We start from the raw sequence: 15,076 nt of genomic DNA on the forward strand, positions 1-15,076 counted from the left end.
CTTACCCAATCTTACCCAAAATTCCTCAAATCGTCATAAATTTCCAGAGGAAAGACCTGCGATTGTTAGATTCAAATTGTCAATCTGGTCATTAGTGGTGGTAAGATTGGATCTGGTTAGGCGCGTGGGAATTATGACTCCATGTTATTAGGGTTTAAAACACAACTTAAAATCAATCAAACCCAACGGCAACAACTTGCTCGCCATGCGGGAGTGGCACGTCATGCCTACAATTGGGGTCACGGTTTATGTTTAGGTATTTTATCACATAATACTCATTGTAGCCCAGAAGAAAAAATTAAATTTTCTACAGCCATTGACTTACATAAATGGTTAAATAAATTAGTCAAGCCAGAAAGTCCCTGGTACTATGAAGTTTCCAAATGTGCGCCTCAGTACGCTTATTTGTCATCTCACCCAACGGTGGCAAGATTGCTTTAAAAAAAAGAAAGCACGACCAAAATTTAAGAAAAAAGGTAGACAGGACAGCTTTACATTGGATGGGACAATTAAAATCTTATCATCAAATAAACTGAAAGTACCAGTTATCGGCTGTCTAAAAACTTATGAAAGACTCCCGGTCGTTCCCGACCCCAAAAATGAAGGAGAGAGAAGAGAGGAGAGAGGAGAGAGAATATTTTTCATGGTTCACCTCTTTACTCTTTACTCTTTCATGGTTCACCTCTTTCATGGTTCACCTCTTTCCTCTTTTCTCTAGATGTTCCCGTTGCCCCCACAGATAAAATAGTAGATGTAGTTGGGATAGATTTGGGGATAAAAGCCCTGGCTAACCTATCAACCGGAGCCTGTAGAAAGCAATCGAAGAAACTGGCAAAACTCCAAAGAAAAGTTAGTCGAAAAGTATCGGGGTCAGCCAATCGCCATGTAGGGGTTCACAGAAAAAGCCAAAGAGAAAGCCAATAGACAAGAAGGCAAAATTCTCAAAAGCCGAGTGGCGCTTTTAAGGGGAATTGGGGGATCGATCCCTTATTTTGCACTCTTGTCTAATGTGATTTGTATTTATTCGGTTTAAACCCGAAAAAATGATCCAGGATCAAAATCAAGTCAAAATCAAGTCAAAATCAAGTCAAAATCAAGTCAAAATCAAATTATCAAGGTATTGAGCCGATTCCCTAGATGAATTTCCCCCATTCCTTTACCCCATTCTCTTCAGATATCTGGAGAGCCAACGATTTCGCTATTCAGAAAAGGGAAATCAAGCCGATCGCCTCAAATATTTTCCATTAACCCCAATACCTGAATTAATGATATAATTGCTAAAATTCAGAAATTTTCTATATTGTTTGATTGTCATGAAAAATTGGCTAGAACACAGCGTTTTTGTGGAAGTAGACATCCCCATAGACTTTGTTTGGAGTCTTTGGTCTGATTTAGAACAAATGCCTCGGTGGATGAAGTGGATTGAATCCGTGGAGATTCTAGAAGACGACCCTGATTTATCTAAATGGAAACTCGCATCTGGGGGATTTGAATTTAGTTGGCTTTCTCGGATTTTAAAATTAGTCCCAAATCAGATTATTCAATGGGAATCCATTGATGGACTGCCTAACCAAGGGGCTGTTCGTTTTTATGACCGCCACAATAAAAGCATTGTGAAACTGACCATCTCCTATAAAATTCCCGGATTTTTGGGCGAAATTATGGATAACCTGTTTTTAGGCCGAGTGGTGGAATCAACCATTCAAGCGGATCTCGACCGATTTCGTGATTATGCACTCAAAGCTTACGCCGAAAATTAAGCCCTGTGATAATGGAATCAAGATTAGATGACTGATTGGGCAAAAAAGCCTTCCAAACATTCCCGGATTTAGATATCCCCCATAGAGACGGAATCTTTCAACCACCAACGTTGCAGATTCCGTCTCTTTATTCTTGTTTCTATCACCAAGCGTTCCAGAGAGTCCCTTGCCCAGGGCGAAAATATTGCTGATTAAGAGTTAGATATTAAATAATTAGATATTAAGGCAGTAAGCTGTCGGGGATTGCTTCTGTCGATCGCCATTAATCGCGATCGCGCGTTGCTCAGACGAGGGAATCGAGCCTGGGATCCAGGATGTATTGATTGGGGTAAATTTTTCTCAGAGATCGTCAAAGGCGATCGCCATCAGAAGCGATCGCATATCCGTAGAATCACTGACATACATAAAAATTGGCTAAGGATTTCTCAATTCTGAAGTGAAGATTTAACAGGTCAGCCTAGGTCTGATAATCCAATACTGCTAAGACATCAGAGCCTAGTTTACAAAACTACACAATTGAAATGCTCTGAAAAAAAACTCCACCAGAATATTTTAGGGAACCTATCAATGACCTTTCCCGTCTTGGAGGGAGTAGGTTCACTAGAGTGGTGCCGATCAAATTAGTGAGCCTCCCATCAGAATAGATCGAGGCAAAGCAGATAAAAGGTAGAAAAATGAAGATGGATACTGGTAGCTTTGAAAAAATTAATCACCCTGGCATCCTTCACTCATTAATTCTGGATCAAATCTCCGGTTTAATTGAGATTTTCAGGGGAGTTAATCTGGTGGGTAAAAATTCATTGATTATTTCTATTTAATTAATAAAATACATAATGATTAATGATTCACGAGCCATGTCTTTGGTGCAAAATCTGTGGCTTTAGGTTTTTTTGTTGATTTTTTATGCAAAAAATATAAAATTACTAAAATTAATTTATAAAATATATGATTAAGAATTAAATTTCTAGCTTAATTATATCAATTTTTTTAGTGCTTTTTTTATAAAAAATATTGAATTTTCTGCTGAATGTTTCTTAATTACAAAAAAATACATCTATGTTCACGGCTCTGAATAAAAGCTATTAAAATTTAATAGCTTTTAATTTAATATTTTTGAAGTTTTTATAAAGTTTAAGCTTTATAAAAACTTCAAAAAAACATCTAGACAGTTAGAAAAAAATAAGCTACAGTAGAAAAAATAAGCTACATAAATTATAGGATAGAAATAAAATTTATGCGTTGTCTTGGGCAGAAACAATAGGAAAATCACCGAACACCCAAAAAACGACTGCATTAGATAGACCATATATCAAGAATATTCAGGGTAGCACTTATACAATCCGCAAAAAAACATGAAATTGCGATCGCCTAATCAGTCGATGCCTAAGACAAGGAAGGATGGCAAATGTATATTTTCTGAACAATCCCCAAGAAAATTTTCCTCAGAAAATTACCACAAACATAAGACCAGAGTTTAATTCAGGAAAACCGGAGAATTATTATGGACGACCAAAATCAAAACAATCAATTTGTCACCATCGATCTCATTGACGTGACCAATGGAAATGGCACAACCGCTCAAGTGAAACTTGAACAAGTCGAAGCTGGGGTTCAAGTCAGCCTTGATAAGATAAATCCCATCGGCGATATCCGGGGAGTTTTCTTTAATGTTGCTGACAATGCTGCATTAGAAGGAATGACCGTCACGGGAGACAATGTAACCAGTTCTTCTTTTGCCGCTGATAGTGTTAATGATTTGGGTGGTGGTGTGAATGTTAATCCCGATCTATTTGATGGTGGGGTAGAAATTGGTACAGAAGGAATCGTTACTGATGACATCCAATCCACGACTTTTACTCTATCTAATGCAGCGGGTGATTTAACAGTCGATCAGTTTTTGAGTCAGGACTTCGGATTACGTCTAACCAGTGTTGGGGAAAATCGCTCCGCCAGCAGTAAATTAGCAGGAACCGCCCCAGCAACGACGGAAGCGACTGAAGAAGTAACCGAAGAAACAACGGCGGAAACCACTGCGGAAACCACTGATGATGTAACCGCAGAAGCGACGGCGGAAGTAACGGAAGACGCGACAGAAGCGGAAATTATTTCTGCCGAAATCGCTGAGGTAGAAGATTCCGGTATTTTTGATGAGGATGTTTATCTTGAAGAAAATCCAGATGTAGCTCAAGCGGTGGCAGCCGGTGAAACTACTGCGATTGAACATTTTGTCAAATATGGCAAGTATGAATTCCGTCAATTCAGCCGCATTTTTAGTGTTGAGGCTTACTTAGAACAAAATGCTGATGTGAAGGCAGCGGTAGAAGCGGGTGAAACTAATGCGATCGCGCACTACCTCCAATATGGTCAATTTGAAAAGCGTGAATTTAGCTATATTTTCAAGAGCAGCTACTACCTAGAACAAAATGCAGATGTAGCCGAGGCGGTTGAAAGCGGTGTCACCAGCGCCCTGGAACACTTTAAAAAATACGGCATGAAAGAGGGTCGGAAGTTTAATCCCTTGATTAATACTGAAGAATATCTGAGCTTGAATGCTGATGTGAAGGCAGCAGTAGAAGCCGGTGAAACCAGCGCGATCGAGCATTTGTTTAAGTATGGTTGCAAGGAAAAACGCAAGTTTAGTCGTGCTTTTGATGTCCAAGAATATCTCAGCCTGAACCCTGATGTGGCTGAAGCTGTAGAAGCTGGTCTGACCACAGCATTTGAGCATATGTTTAATTATGGGTTCACAGAGCTACGCAAGATCAGCAAGTTTTTGGATCTGGGCTTCTTTGCTCAAGCGAATAGCAGTTTACTGCAAAGTGTTTTCAATGTGACTGAAGTTGCTCAAATTGATGCGACTGCACTGGTTTCTTATGCGATCGACCAGTCCTTTGCCCAAGGGTTACAAACTTCGGAATCTTTCAACCTCAGCAGTGCGATCGCCAGTCTTTCTGGTTTCAGCAGCCAACAAATTAGCAGCTTGTTTGATGTCAGCAGTGCCACTGAAGTTAGCTTTGGTTCCCTGGTTGAATTCTTTAGCAATCTGTTTACCTCTCTGGAAACTAGCTTCACCAGCCAACAGATTAGCAGCTTCTTTGGTGTAGCTACAGTCAGCGAAATCAGCTTTGAATCTCTGTTAGAATTTGTCAGCACCAGTTTTAGCACTCTAATCAGCAGTTCTTCTAGCACATCCATCTCATTGGAGTCATTGTTAGAGTTCATATCCTCGAGCGAAGGTCAAGAAGCGATCGGCGGTGCAATGGACGATGATGCCGATAATGCCAATAATGCTGATAATGCTGATAATGCCAATGGTGATGCGGAGCTAGTGCTAAATATTCCCCTGCCTTCTGACAGTCAGCCGATCACCCCAGTATCTCCGGAAGAACCGGGCGATCAACCGAGCGAAGAACCGGGCGATGATGCTTCCCCAATCCCAGCACCCACGGCGTTTCTTGATGTTCAATACATTATCAAGAACAACCAAGACAAGTTGGCAGAACAGTTCCCAGAGTTTGATTTCGCGAACCTGACCCAAGAGCAAGTAGACGCTATCTTGAAATTTGCCCAAGACACACGGTTGAACACTTCCGCTTTTGTGAATGTGTCTTACTTCTCAACGGTGATTCAGACCAAAGTCACCAGCAAACTGATTGCCCAAGGCTTGACTGAAACAGAAATTGCCGGACTCAGCCAGGAAGAGTTGATCAAGAAAGGTATTGAACTCGGTTTCAGTCCGACCCCATTGATTAAATTAGGATGGCTGAAGTCAGCGAACGGCAAGAAGCTGGAAGCATTGGGCATTAAGATCGAGAATAACCTCGAACTGTTCGAGTTTATTACCTCTAAGGAAGGTTTAGAACTAGGTCTGAATTTGTCGCCATTCTTTAACCCTGGTTTTGCCAAGAAAATTCACAAGGATAAGATTCGGGAAAAATTCGATATTGCCGACGGGGAAGAAGGCGTTGCTCAACTCGAAGAGGCACAAGTTCTCGACAAAATCTTTAGCAATGGTGGCATCGTTATCGACATCCGCTTCTATAAGGAAGTTCACATAGAAGCACTGAAAGCATTTGCGGCAGATTTAGGGGTTGCAGTTGATGACCTGACCGATGAGCAAATTACTGATTTTGCTCTGAATGAAGGGAAGGAACAAGGACTCGCACTGTGTCCGTTTAAGTTCGATGTTCTAAGTGAGACTTACAGCGATAAACTCAAGGAATTCTTTGGGGTCGAAGATGTCGAAACCCTGACTGAGTATGAACTAAAACAGTTTATCTTTCGGCCTGCTGTAGAAATGGGAATCGATCTTACCCAAGTGGTCGATGTCCAATTCTATAAGACTAAATTTACGGCGGCGCTGACTCAATATGTTGGGGCAAGTTTTACCGATCAAGATGTGATCAATTTTGTGTTCGGTAATGGCGCTCCTTATGTTGATGAGGAGTATTACAAGGCTCAATATGGCGAAGAAGTCACCGCTGATGGTTTGCTGGTGAAAGACCTGGAAGGTGAAGAATTGAAAGCCTATATCTTCACGGAAGGTTTGGAGGCTGGTTTGACGAAACTTTCAGCATTTGATATTGCTAAGTACAGCACAGATCATCAGGACAAATTACTCGCTTTCTTTGGTGTCACCGATGTGGCAGAACTCAGCCAAGGTCAAGTCCGTGAGTTCATGGTCAAGGAAGGCTGGAAGTTTGGCATTAATCTGTCTGATTATGTTTCTGCGGAAGATATCGAACTCTATCGCACAGAAAATGCAGCCCTGCTGAAAGAGTTGTATGGGGTGGAAGATGTCAGTACCCTCAGCGCTGAGTTGGTTCTGGATGCCGAGTTTGGCGGGTTGACTGATGGACTAGATGCTGACTTCTGCTTGAGTGGCTTGGTGACTAAGCTGGGTGAAGCGGCTGTACTGTCAGCCTTTGGGGTAGATTCGATCGCCAAAGTCTCCTATAAGCAATTGGTTGAGTATCTGTACTCCCAACCAACTTTGGAAGGCGTTGAAATCTCACCATTCAAGGTGAGTGAATATGTCAAGGCTAATGGTCAAGCGATCGCCGATGCTTTAGGTATTGATCTCAAGGAAGTGGCAGAACTCAAGCCTGATGAGATTGTTGAGTTTATGCTCGGTGAAGGGGCCGCACTTGGTATCAGTCTTGAAGGGTTCGTGGCAAGTGCTTACTTTGAAACCACCTACGCGGCGGCGATCGCGGCTTCCGGTAAGGATGTTCAGACCTGGTTAGCGGAAGATTACAAGACCATTGATGCTGGCTTCGTCGGCTATCAGTTTGAAAACTTGACCGCTGAGGAGCAAACCACCATCTTAGATGCTTTAGGTATCACTTTGGCTGAAGGCGCTACTTTAAGCACTAAGCAACTGATTGATATTGCCTACAGTGCTGAATTCAAGGAAGTCTTAGGGGTTGAAGAAGTCAAACTGTCTGCGATCGACATTGCTGGCTATGTTGAAGCCAACCAGCAAGCACTGATTGACTACTTTGCGGCACCAGGTATCAAGATTAAGAGTGGCTCTAAGAAGTTTAAGAGCGGTTCTCTCAAGTTTGGTAAGAGCGGTTCCCTCAAACCCAAGAGTGGCTCGCTGAAGTTTGGCAGTAGCTCGATTAAGCTCAAGGGCGATCGCTCGATGAAGCTCAAAGCCAAGTCTCTGAAAGTTCAGAAGAGTGGCAACCTTAAACCCGATCAAATCGCTCCGGTTGATACTTTCGATGTCACCAAGCTGACCGATAAGCAAGTGATCGAGTTCATGTTCGATAAGGGTGTGGAACTCGGAATCAACCCCATAGAATTCGTGGAAGTTGATTACCTGAAGGCAGAATTCGCAGTTAAAATCGCCGAACGTTATGGCATTGATGTGACTGCGGTGGCTGAACTCCCTGATGCCATAGTGGTTGATGCGATCTATGGCGGTCTGTCTAATGACATTGACTATGAGTTTGTCCGGGCTGAGTACGGCGCTGATTTAACCAGTAAGTTTGGGGTGGCGATCGAGCAAGTCACCGACTTACAAGTTCTGCAATATGTCTATGAAGTCGGCGTTGCCAGCGAAGTCAATCCTAGCGGCATCAAGATTACTCCGGTTGATGTGGAAGGCTTTGTTAAGGCTAATGGTGAGGCGATCGCCCAAGAACTCGGCTTGAAACTGGAAGAGTTACCCACCTTCAGTTATGAGGATGTCTTTGGCTTCATCTTCAAGCAAGGTGCTGACCTCGGTCTGAACCTCAAAGGTTTCGTCAACTTCGATTACTTCAAGGCCGAATTCACTCAAAATATTGTCTTCAACTATCGCGAAGAGAATGTCTTCAACATCGGTGCGGACAAAGTTTATGAATTCATAAACTCTCCCGAAGGGCAAGGTTTGTCCGCATCACCCCTGTACGATCCAGCATGGTATCGTGAAACCTACCTAGTCGATCTGAATGTCGATCTCAATGGTGATGGTGCCATTGATGAAGAGGAAGAGCAAGCTGAAATAGTCCTGGATCTCAATGGCGATGGTAAAATCGATGATGTTGAACTCAAAGACTTTGCCACGGGTCAAGGTTTAGACAAAGGTCTGGAAACTTCTAAGCACTATGACTTTGACAAGGACTTCGCGGAGGGTGCGGTTGCTCAAGATAAGCTCTTGGCTTATGCAGGCGTCCAGTCGATTGAGGATGTCACTTTCAGTCAGAAGTTAGAATATCTCACCGGCCAAGGTCTGATTGATGGTTATGTGTTCAGTGGCTTGCAAGCGATCAAGGATAAGCCAGAAAACCAAGATCCGCTGTTGAACAAGACTGGTGCTGCTTCTCTGGATGAAATTACTCCGGTAGATTTGTACCAAGCGGCTACTGAGTTGCAACTGTTCTCTGTCTAACTCACTGTCTAACTGATTGTCTAACTGTGTAACGATTTGTTTATGACACCAAAGGGCTGCAATCTTCAAGTTTTCCTAGGGGCAGCCCTTTGGTAAGCAAAACAGTTAAATTTTGATCTCTCCAATTGTGATTTCTCCAACCCCCCGAAACATCCGGGGAGTTTTTTTATGTCAATGGCCGCAAATTTGTAGCACTTACGCAAGTGGCGATCGATCTCAAGTTCAGCCTTAGTAGAGATAAATTAGGTTGGGTTTCCCCACAACCGGGTTAATTATAATAACTACGCTGATTTTTGCGGGCGCACCCGGAGTAAGGAAACATGGGTGACTGCACCGATCTTTCTAGTAACTTGGCTAGAATCGATCCGTATTTCACTTGCCGCTGACTTGGCTATAATTTGACTTGGCGATCGCTTACCATAAGCAATTATTACCAGGATTGATTGATCTGACGATGCAAAGTTAGCCAAAATATAGTCAAGCGATCGCCACCAGAGTAATCATACTCCGTAAATCTACGGACATTATTGCGTAATATTACGCATATTCGTTAGTTATACTGGACAACTCGGTGGATTTACTGATATACTAGAGGTAGATCGAGTCACCAAGTATAGCTAATTTTCTTGGAAAACGATCAAAGGGGGTTATAAAATGGGTGCTATTTTAAAGCTTACAGCTACAGCATATTTGCTAATTGGGCTAGGAATTGATGCCTCACTTATTTCGTTACGTTCATCAGAGACTCAAGACAGAGCATCTGGCAAATCTTATGATCGGCCAACTTTTGTGCAAATAATTATGCCTCAAATTGTGGCACAGGATCCACCTCCACCAGATAAACCTCACCCGGATGGGGGAAGTGAAGGAGCAGGTGGACGCTGTGTAGTAGAAATATTTGATTTAGCTGTTTAATCAGACTGCCGTCGATCCCGTGAAGCGAAGCTATCGCACTTAGGGGCGAATCGCCACCATTAACCACCAACATTAGCCGTTAACCCTAGTAACCCCTGAGTCTATGGGACAAATTGTCGTGGGCTGATAAATCAGCCATTGGTGATTTATGCGCTACCGGAGTCTGAGTTAGAAACCAGGGCAGACTTCCACCAAGTGTTTCTTTTTACCATTGTGTGAACTTGCCAATTAGGATCCGTGTGCGGAAAATCGCTCCGATAATGCCCCCCTCTACTTTCGGTTCTAAAAGCAGCACTGGTAAGTATTAAATAGGCGACATCTAAGAGATTGCGGGTTTCCGCCCATTGACGTAATTGCCCATCGGCATCCGCGAGAGATAGGCTAATGGGCAGGCTGGGTTCAAGGTCGATCAGATATTGGGTAATGGGTAAAGCGGCAAATTCAGTTTGCCACGCGGTGACTTGGGCGATCGCCTCAGCTAAACCCGCTTGTCCCCGACATATCCCGGCACTTTGCCACACCACGCGAGGTAAATCCTGCCGGATCTGTTGGATTTTGGCTTGTTGACTCGGCCAAGTTTCCCAAACCGAGATGTTCGGGGAACTGTTCGGGGCAGTATTGGTTAACGATTCATTGGGCGGGGAACTGGGTTGAAGATGACCGAGTTGTGCGCCAAATACAATACATTCGAGCAGAGAATTACTGGCTAAACGATTCGCCCCTTGAACTCCGGTGCTGCTGGTTTCCCCCACGGCATATAAACCGGGGATAGAAGTGGCACACATTAAATCGGTGACAATTCCCCCCATCCAATAATGGGCTGCTGGTGCGACGGGGATCGGTTCATTAAATAGGTCAATGCCCCACTTTTGACAAACTCGAATAATGTTGGGAAAACGATAACGAATTTTCTCTACGGGAATTGGGCGTAGATCCAACCAAACATGGCCGGTGACTGGATCTGACCCCCGATGTTGCAAGTGGCTAAATATGGCTCGACTGACGATATCTCTGGGAGCTAGTTCTCCCGATGGGTGGTAGTCAAACACAAATCGACGCCCTTGATCGTCTACCAAGTGCGCCCCTTCTCCCCGGACGGCTTCACTGATCAGGAAGCGGGGGGCACCGGGTTTGGTTAAAGCGGTAGGGTGAAATTGAAAAAATTCTAAGTCTCTTAAAATTGCCCCGGATCGCCAAGCGATCGCTACTCCATCTCCCGTACTCACCGAGGGATTGGTGGTTTGAGCGAAAACTTGACCTCCTCCTCCAGTAGCCAAGACTACGGCACCGGATCTCACCCAGTAAATTTTCCCTTGATAAACTAAGCAGACTCCCTGACATTGAGGCGTCGTGGCCGAATTCTGCGGACTGTCGGGGGGCGAATTTTCTTTGAGCCAAAGACTAATCGCCAGGGCGGGAGAAAAGATTTTAATATTCGGTCGTTTGAGTACCTGCTCGGTTAAGGTACTGACCACGGCTCGCCCAGTGGTGTCGGAGGCATGGAGCACCCGGCGGCGCGAATGGGCTGCTTCTAAGGTCAACGCCAAGTCGTTTTCTTTCCGGTCAAAGCCAACCCCAAGTTTGATTAAAGATTCGACACATTCTTTGCCATGTTCGGCGAGAAATTTGACCGCTGGAAGCTCACAGAGTCCGGCGCCCGCTTTGAGGGTGTCCAGAATATGCAGTTGAGGTGAGTCGTCAGAGGCGATCGCCGCAGCCATTCCCCCCTGAGCCCAATCACTGGCAGAAATTGTTAGCTGATCTTTGGTAATTAAGCCCACTTGTAACGATTCTGGTAGGCACAATGCCGCATAAAGACCGGCGGCTCCAGCACCCACCACCAGGACATCAAAATAGTCCAGAGAGTCTTTAGCAGAAGAGAGTAAGTCTGATGGATTCACCAATGAAAAATCGCCCCTTGTCGGTTGCTTGGTTTGATCTAGAATTATGGATCTATTTAACCTTACTCGGCAAAGGGCGATTTTATTCAAAGTCTAACTTTTTAGTGATGTGGCGACAGGAAATTCTGGCCAATCAAAGCGCAATTTTACTTATAGTAGCCTTTGTTAATGCGATCGTCGCCTTCGATCAACTCTGGCAGTGGTTCGGTGGCGGTGAATTTGTCTAGATTCTCTTGTAAACGAGCTTTTTGCGTTTCGGAGAGTCCAGGAATGTTTAACACATCCTCAACCTTTTCATACGGGGCATTTTTGATAATTTTACTGGCCAGATTCGGATAGAACCCTTGTAACTCGCGAAATGAACGAATATTGGTGTTATTTAAATCGATTTTGTTGCCGATTTCGTAAAATTTGTCTTCCAGGGGATTGCGAAGCTTGACTTCGGCGAATAGGAAGGGCGCATTTTGGGCGAACTGGGTTAAATTAGCCGCTAATGCACTCTGGGCAGAACCCATCCATCCCAACAGACTTAGGCTAAATACACATACAACCGCCAATGAGCGCAGCAATCGTCTCATAAATTACTCCCAATCTGACTCATAAACATTATTGGAAATTATTGCAGAATTCTGGCAATTTAATATCTCTGACTAGCAGATCAATGCCCTTACACCAAGAAAACCCCCTAGGTTTGGTGACGAGAAAGTACCAAACCGGGGGGCAATGATATTTAACAATAATCAGGTATCGAACACAATAGCTTGGCGGTGAGTCGCTACTTTGAAGGCGGCAGGAGCGATCGCTCCCTAGGATGAGTGCCTTGCGGAGAATCCGTGGTAAGGGCGGTGGATGGTTGGTGTCCGCCCTTTTGGGTGAATTGTAAAGATTGATGAATGATTTTGATTCCCAGGCTGACTGGCTTCGATCGCCGGTCAATGTCAAAATGAGGATGATCATTTTCGCAGGGTAGAACCATGACGATTCAACCAAAACTACAGAGAGCATTCCAAGAAGGCCGCGCTCTTAAAATTATTGCCGGACTGACCAACTTCGATCCGACCAGCGTCGCCAAAGTGGTTCGGGCTGCCGATCGCGGTGGGGCTACTTTTCTGGATATTGCCGCTGACCCAGAATTGGTCAAATTAGCCAAAAGCTTAACCAACCTGCCTATCTGCGTTTCTGCGGTAGAAGCCGCCAAGTTTGTCCCGGCAGTCGCTGCCGGTGCGGATTTAATTGAAATCGGTAATTTTGATGCGTTTTATGCCCAAGGCATCCGGTTTGAAGCGGCAGAAGTGCTGCAACTGACCCGCGAAACTCGCGCCCTGTTGCCGGAAATTACCTTATCTGTCACCGTTCCGCACATTCTGGAACTGGATCGACAAGTAGAATTGGCCGAAGCATTGGTCAAAGCTGGGGCGGATATTATCCAAACCGAAGGCGGCACCAGCAGCCAGCCCGCTCACCCCGGCACTCTGGGCTTGATTGAAAAAGCTGCCCCCACTTTGGCAGCAGCGGCGGAAATTTCTCGCGCCGTATCCGTGCCCGTGTTATGTGCCTCCGGCATTTCTAACGTCACAGCCCCAATGGCGATCGCTGCGGGCGCCGCTGGTGTCGGTGTTGGTTCTGCTGTCAACCGTCTGGAAAGCGAAATCGAAATGATCGCTGTGGTGCGTAGTTTGGTTGAAGCCTTGGCTACGGTCAGCCGTTCTCAAGTTGCGGTGTAGGATCAAATTCGCTGAAAAATGTGGATTCCCGCATTCGCGGGAATGACTTAAAAATGTAGGGTGGGCAAGATTTGCCCACCCTACGAAACCGTAAATTAATGTACTGAAAAATGTGGATTCCCGCATTCGCGGGAATGACATATGGCGAGTAAAATGGGCAAAAATTTGCTCACCCGAGGAAACAATTTCTAAACAATTTCAAACTCTAAACCGTCGGATTTACGGAAATTATATGTGAAGTGATCCACCACATTAGTATCACTCAATTCTAGATTATAAAAATCCACAAATTCATGCTCAAAATAGGGGCCAGCGTGCCAAGTTCCTACTTCTAATTTAATAAAACAATTACCGGGAATCCGAAACGCTTTCATCTGTTCCCGGTTGGGGACTGCACTCTGACTGGGTGGGGCAACAACCATAAACCAGTCTTTTCCTTCCAGAGAACCTAAACATTGAGTGCATTGCCCGTGACGGGTAATCTGATGAAATTTTCGCCCTATTTGATTCAGGCGCATAATATAAAATCGGGGAATGCCATTTTTCAGGTTTAATTGAGCATCTTCCGCATCAAACATTTTGCCATGACCCTGGGGGAAAATTACTTGACCGTAAGGGTTAAAATTTTCCTTTGTAATCAATTGCGCGGGGATTTTTTGTAACAATATTGATGGATTCATAGCCAATAAAATTAAGGTTCGGGTGGGATAAAAGCCCACCCAAAAAAGCGATGTTTACAGGTTTAAGCCTTGCAACCGTTCTAAGGTGCGCTGATTTTCCTCTGGGGTGCCGATGGTAATTCTTAAACCACCTCCGGTATGGCGAATCAAAGTCCCCTGGGCTTTGAGTTGTTGGGCAATTTGACTCAAAGCTGGATCCATTTGAGCGGGGCTGGTGTTTTTTAGGCGCACATAAATAAAGTTCGCGCCACTGGGCCAAACTTGCAGTTGGGGAATTTTGACTAAGGCATTATATAGGCGATCGCGTTCCTGAATAATTTCGGGAATAGCTTGAAGTAAAGTTTGGCGGTGAAGTAGGGCGGTTTGGGCCGCTGCTTGGGTGAACCCAGGCAAGTTATAAGGCAAACGGACTTTTTCCAGGATGGCAATTAGTTCGGGATGGGCGATCGCATATCCCACCCGATGACTCGCTAAACGAAACGCTTTGGAAAACGTCCGCAAAATCACCCAGTTGGGATGTTGGGGCAATTTTCCCACCAAAGTGGTTTGGCTAAATTCAAAATAAGCCTCGTCAATCACCACCATAATTTCTGGGGGCAACGTTCCGATCCAGTTTAATTCTGCTTCGCTGAGGGGGTTCGCGGTTGGGGAGTTGGGATGCACCAGAAACACCGCCCGGATTGGGGGATTTTCCGTGGAGGCGATCGCGGAGCGTTGCGGATGCAATATCGCTTCCTGGGCAGCAGTGAGGTCAATTTCAAAAGTTGTTTCAGACCGTCCCACCTCTACCACGGGAATTCCCAGGGTTTTGGCGATAATGGCATACATGGAAAAAGTGGGATTCGCCACCAAAATTGCCCCCGACCCCCCCAAACAAGTGGCAATCAGCAGGGAACGAATCAGTTCATCAGACCCATTGCCCACGGAAATATTCAACCCTTGGACTGGGGACTCTGGAGAAGCTTCATTCACATAAGCGGCGATCGCCTCTTTTAGGGCAATATGTCCCCCGTCGGGATAGCGATTATTCTCAATTTCTTTTTGGTAAACCCAAGCCAACTTTTCTTTTAAATCCCCTGGCAAGTCGTAGGGACATTCATTCGTATCCAGGCGATCGATCGCCATCACCGGGCGATCTGTCTCCGGTTCGCATCCCCCAGGATGAGGAGTATAGGCAGTAAACTGGGCCAGGTCTGACCGAATAAAACTTAGCATG

11 protein-coding genes are annotated in these 15,076 nt (G+C 44.8%); 6 read left to right on the forward strand and 5 right to left on the reverse strand.

Annotation, left to right across the window (positions count from 1 at the left end; all coding sequences use genetic code 11):
• Positions 1–141 precede the first annotated feature (141 nt).
• The 5 genes from ABWT76_RS20835 to ABWT76_RS20855 all read left to right on the forward strand — a co-directional run bounded on the left by ABWT76_RS20835 (position 142) and on the right by ABWT76_RS20855 (position 9,555).
• Positions 142–441, forward strand: coding sequence for a helix-turn-helix domain-containing protein (locus ABWT76_RS20835; RefSeq protein ID WP_054465744.1), 300 nt, complete (start codon positions 142–144; stop codon positions 439–441).
• Between the two features lie 195 nt (positions 442–636).
• Complete coding sequence (locus tag ABWT76_RS20840) at positions 637–924, forward strand: transposase (protein ID WP_354636429.1); 288 nt, start codon at positions 637–639, stop codon at positions 922–924.
• Between the two features lie 389 nt (positions 925–1,313).
• The gene (locus ABWT76_RS20845; protein ID WP_054465743.1) at positions 1,314–1,760 is read left to right on the forward strand and encodes an SRPBCC family protein; all 447 of its coding nucleotides are present in this window, start codon (positions 1,314–1,316) and stop codon (positions 1,758–1,760) included.
• 1,501 nt (positions 1,761–3,261) lie between these two features.
• A complete protein-coding gene (locus tag ABWT76_RS20850) occupies positions 3,262–8,640 on the forward strand; it encodes a hypothetical protein (protein WP_354634900.1) in 5,379 nt (1,792 codons plus the stop codon).
• 654 nt (positions 8,641–9,294) lie between these two features.
• Entirely contained in the window at positions 9,295–9,555 is a 261-nt protein-coding gene (locus ABWT76_RS20855) for a hypothetical protein (RefSeq protein WP_054465741.1), read from the forward strand.
• A 146-nt stretch (positions 9,556–9,701) separates the two neighbouring features.
• On the opposite strand, the gene nadB is transcribed toward ABWT76_RS20855, so the two are convergent.
• The 3 genes from nadB to ABWT76_RS20870 all read right to left on the reverse strand — a co-directional run bounded on the left by nadB (position 9,702) and on the right by ABWT76_RS20870 (position 12,432).
• Positions 9,702–11,456, reverse strand: a complete 1,755-nt coding sequence (gene nadB, locus ABWT76_RS20860; protein ID WP_082348805.1) for an L-aspartate oxidase — start codon at positions 11,454–11,456, stop codon at positions 9,702–9,704.
• A 146-nt stretch (positions 11,457–11,602) separates the two neighbouring features.
• Positions 11,603–12,034: a photosystem II complex extrinsic protein PsbU gene (psbU, locus tag ABWT76_RS20865; RefSeq protein ID WP_054465740.1), complete on the reverse strand. Its 432-nt coding sequence runs from the start codon at positions 12,032–12,034 to the stop codon at positions 11,603–11,605.
• 197 nt (positions 12,035–12,231) lie between these two features.
• Positions 12,232–12,432: a hypothetical protein gene (locus ABWT76_RS20870; RefSeq protein ID WP_156331640.1), complete on the reverse strand. Its 201-nt coding sequence runs from the start codon at positions 12,430–12,432 to the stop codon at positions 12,232–12,234.
• Here ABWT76_RS20870 and ABWT76_RS20875 point away from each other — a divergent pair.
• A complete protein-coding gene (locus ABWT76_RS20875; protein ID WP_190878545.1) occupies positions 12,431–13,180 on the forward strand; it encodes a DUF561 domain-containing protein in 750 nt (249 codons plus the stop codon). The two genes, ABWT76_RS20870 and ABWT76_RS20875, sit on opposite strands and share 2 nt — an antisense overlap.
• Positions 13,181–13,368: 188 nt before the next feature.
• On the opposite strand, the gene ABWT76_RS20880 is transcribed toward ABWT76_RS20875, so the two are convergent.
• Both ABWT76_RS20880 and ABWT76_RS20885 read right to left on the reverse strand, forming a co-directional pair.
• Entirely contained in the window at positions 13,369–13,860 is a 492-nt protein-coding gene (locus tag ABWT76_RS20880) for an ureidoglycolate lyase (protein ID WP_054465818.1), read from the reverse strand.
• A gap of 54 nt (positions 13,861–13,914) precedes the next feature.
• A complete protein-coding gene (locus ABWT76_RS20885; RefSeq protein WP_054465738.1) occupies positions 13,915–15,075 on the reverse strand; it encodes a histidinol-phosphate transaminase in 1,161 nt (386 codons plus the stop codon).
• Between the last annotated feature and the right edge of the window lies 1 nt (position 15,076).

The organism is Planktothricoides raciborskii GIHE-MW2, from assembly GCF_040564635.1.
GTDB lineage: Bacteria > Cyanobacteriota > Cyanobacteriia > Cyanobacteriales > Laspinemataceae > Planktothricoides > Planktothricoides raciborskii.

Coding starts and splice junctions, on each gene's coding strand:
- ABWT76_RS20835 (WP_054465744.1), top strand. CDS start 142: ATGTTATTAGGGTTTAAAACACAACTTAAAATCAATCAAACCCAACGG.
- ABWT76_RS20845 (WP_054465743.1), top strand. CDS start 1,314: ATGAAAAATTGGCTAGAACACAGCGTTTTTGTGGAAGTAGACATCCCC.
- ABWT76_RS20850 (WP_354634900.1), top strand. CDS start 3,262: ATGGACGACCAAAATCAAAACAATCAATTTGTCACCATCGATCTCATT.
- ABWT76_RS20855 (WP_054465741.1), top strand. CDS start 9,295: ATGGGTGCTATTTTAAAGCTTACAGCTACAGCATATTTGCTAATTGGG.
- psbU (WP_054465740.1), bottom strand. CDS start 12,034: ATGAGACGATTGCTGCGCTCATTGGCGGTTGTATGTGTATTTAGCCTA.
- ABWT76_RS20875 (WP_190878545.1), top strand. CDS start 12,431: ATGACGATTCAACCAAAACTACAGAGAGCATTCCAAGAAGGCCGCGCT.
- ABWT76_RS20870 (WP_156331640.1), bottom strand. CDS start 12,432: ATGGTTCTACCCTGCGAAAATGATCATCCTCATTTTGACATTGACCGG.
- ABWT76_RS20880 (WP_054465818.1), bottom strand. CDS start 13,860: ATGAATCCATCAATATTGTTACAAAAAATCCCCGCGCAATTGATTACA.
- ABWT76_RS20885 (WP_054465738.1), bottom strand. CDS start 15,075: ATGCTAAGTTTTATTCGGTCAGACCTGGCCCAGTTTACTGCCTATACT.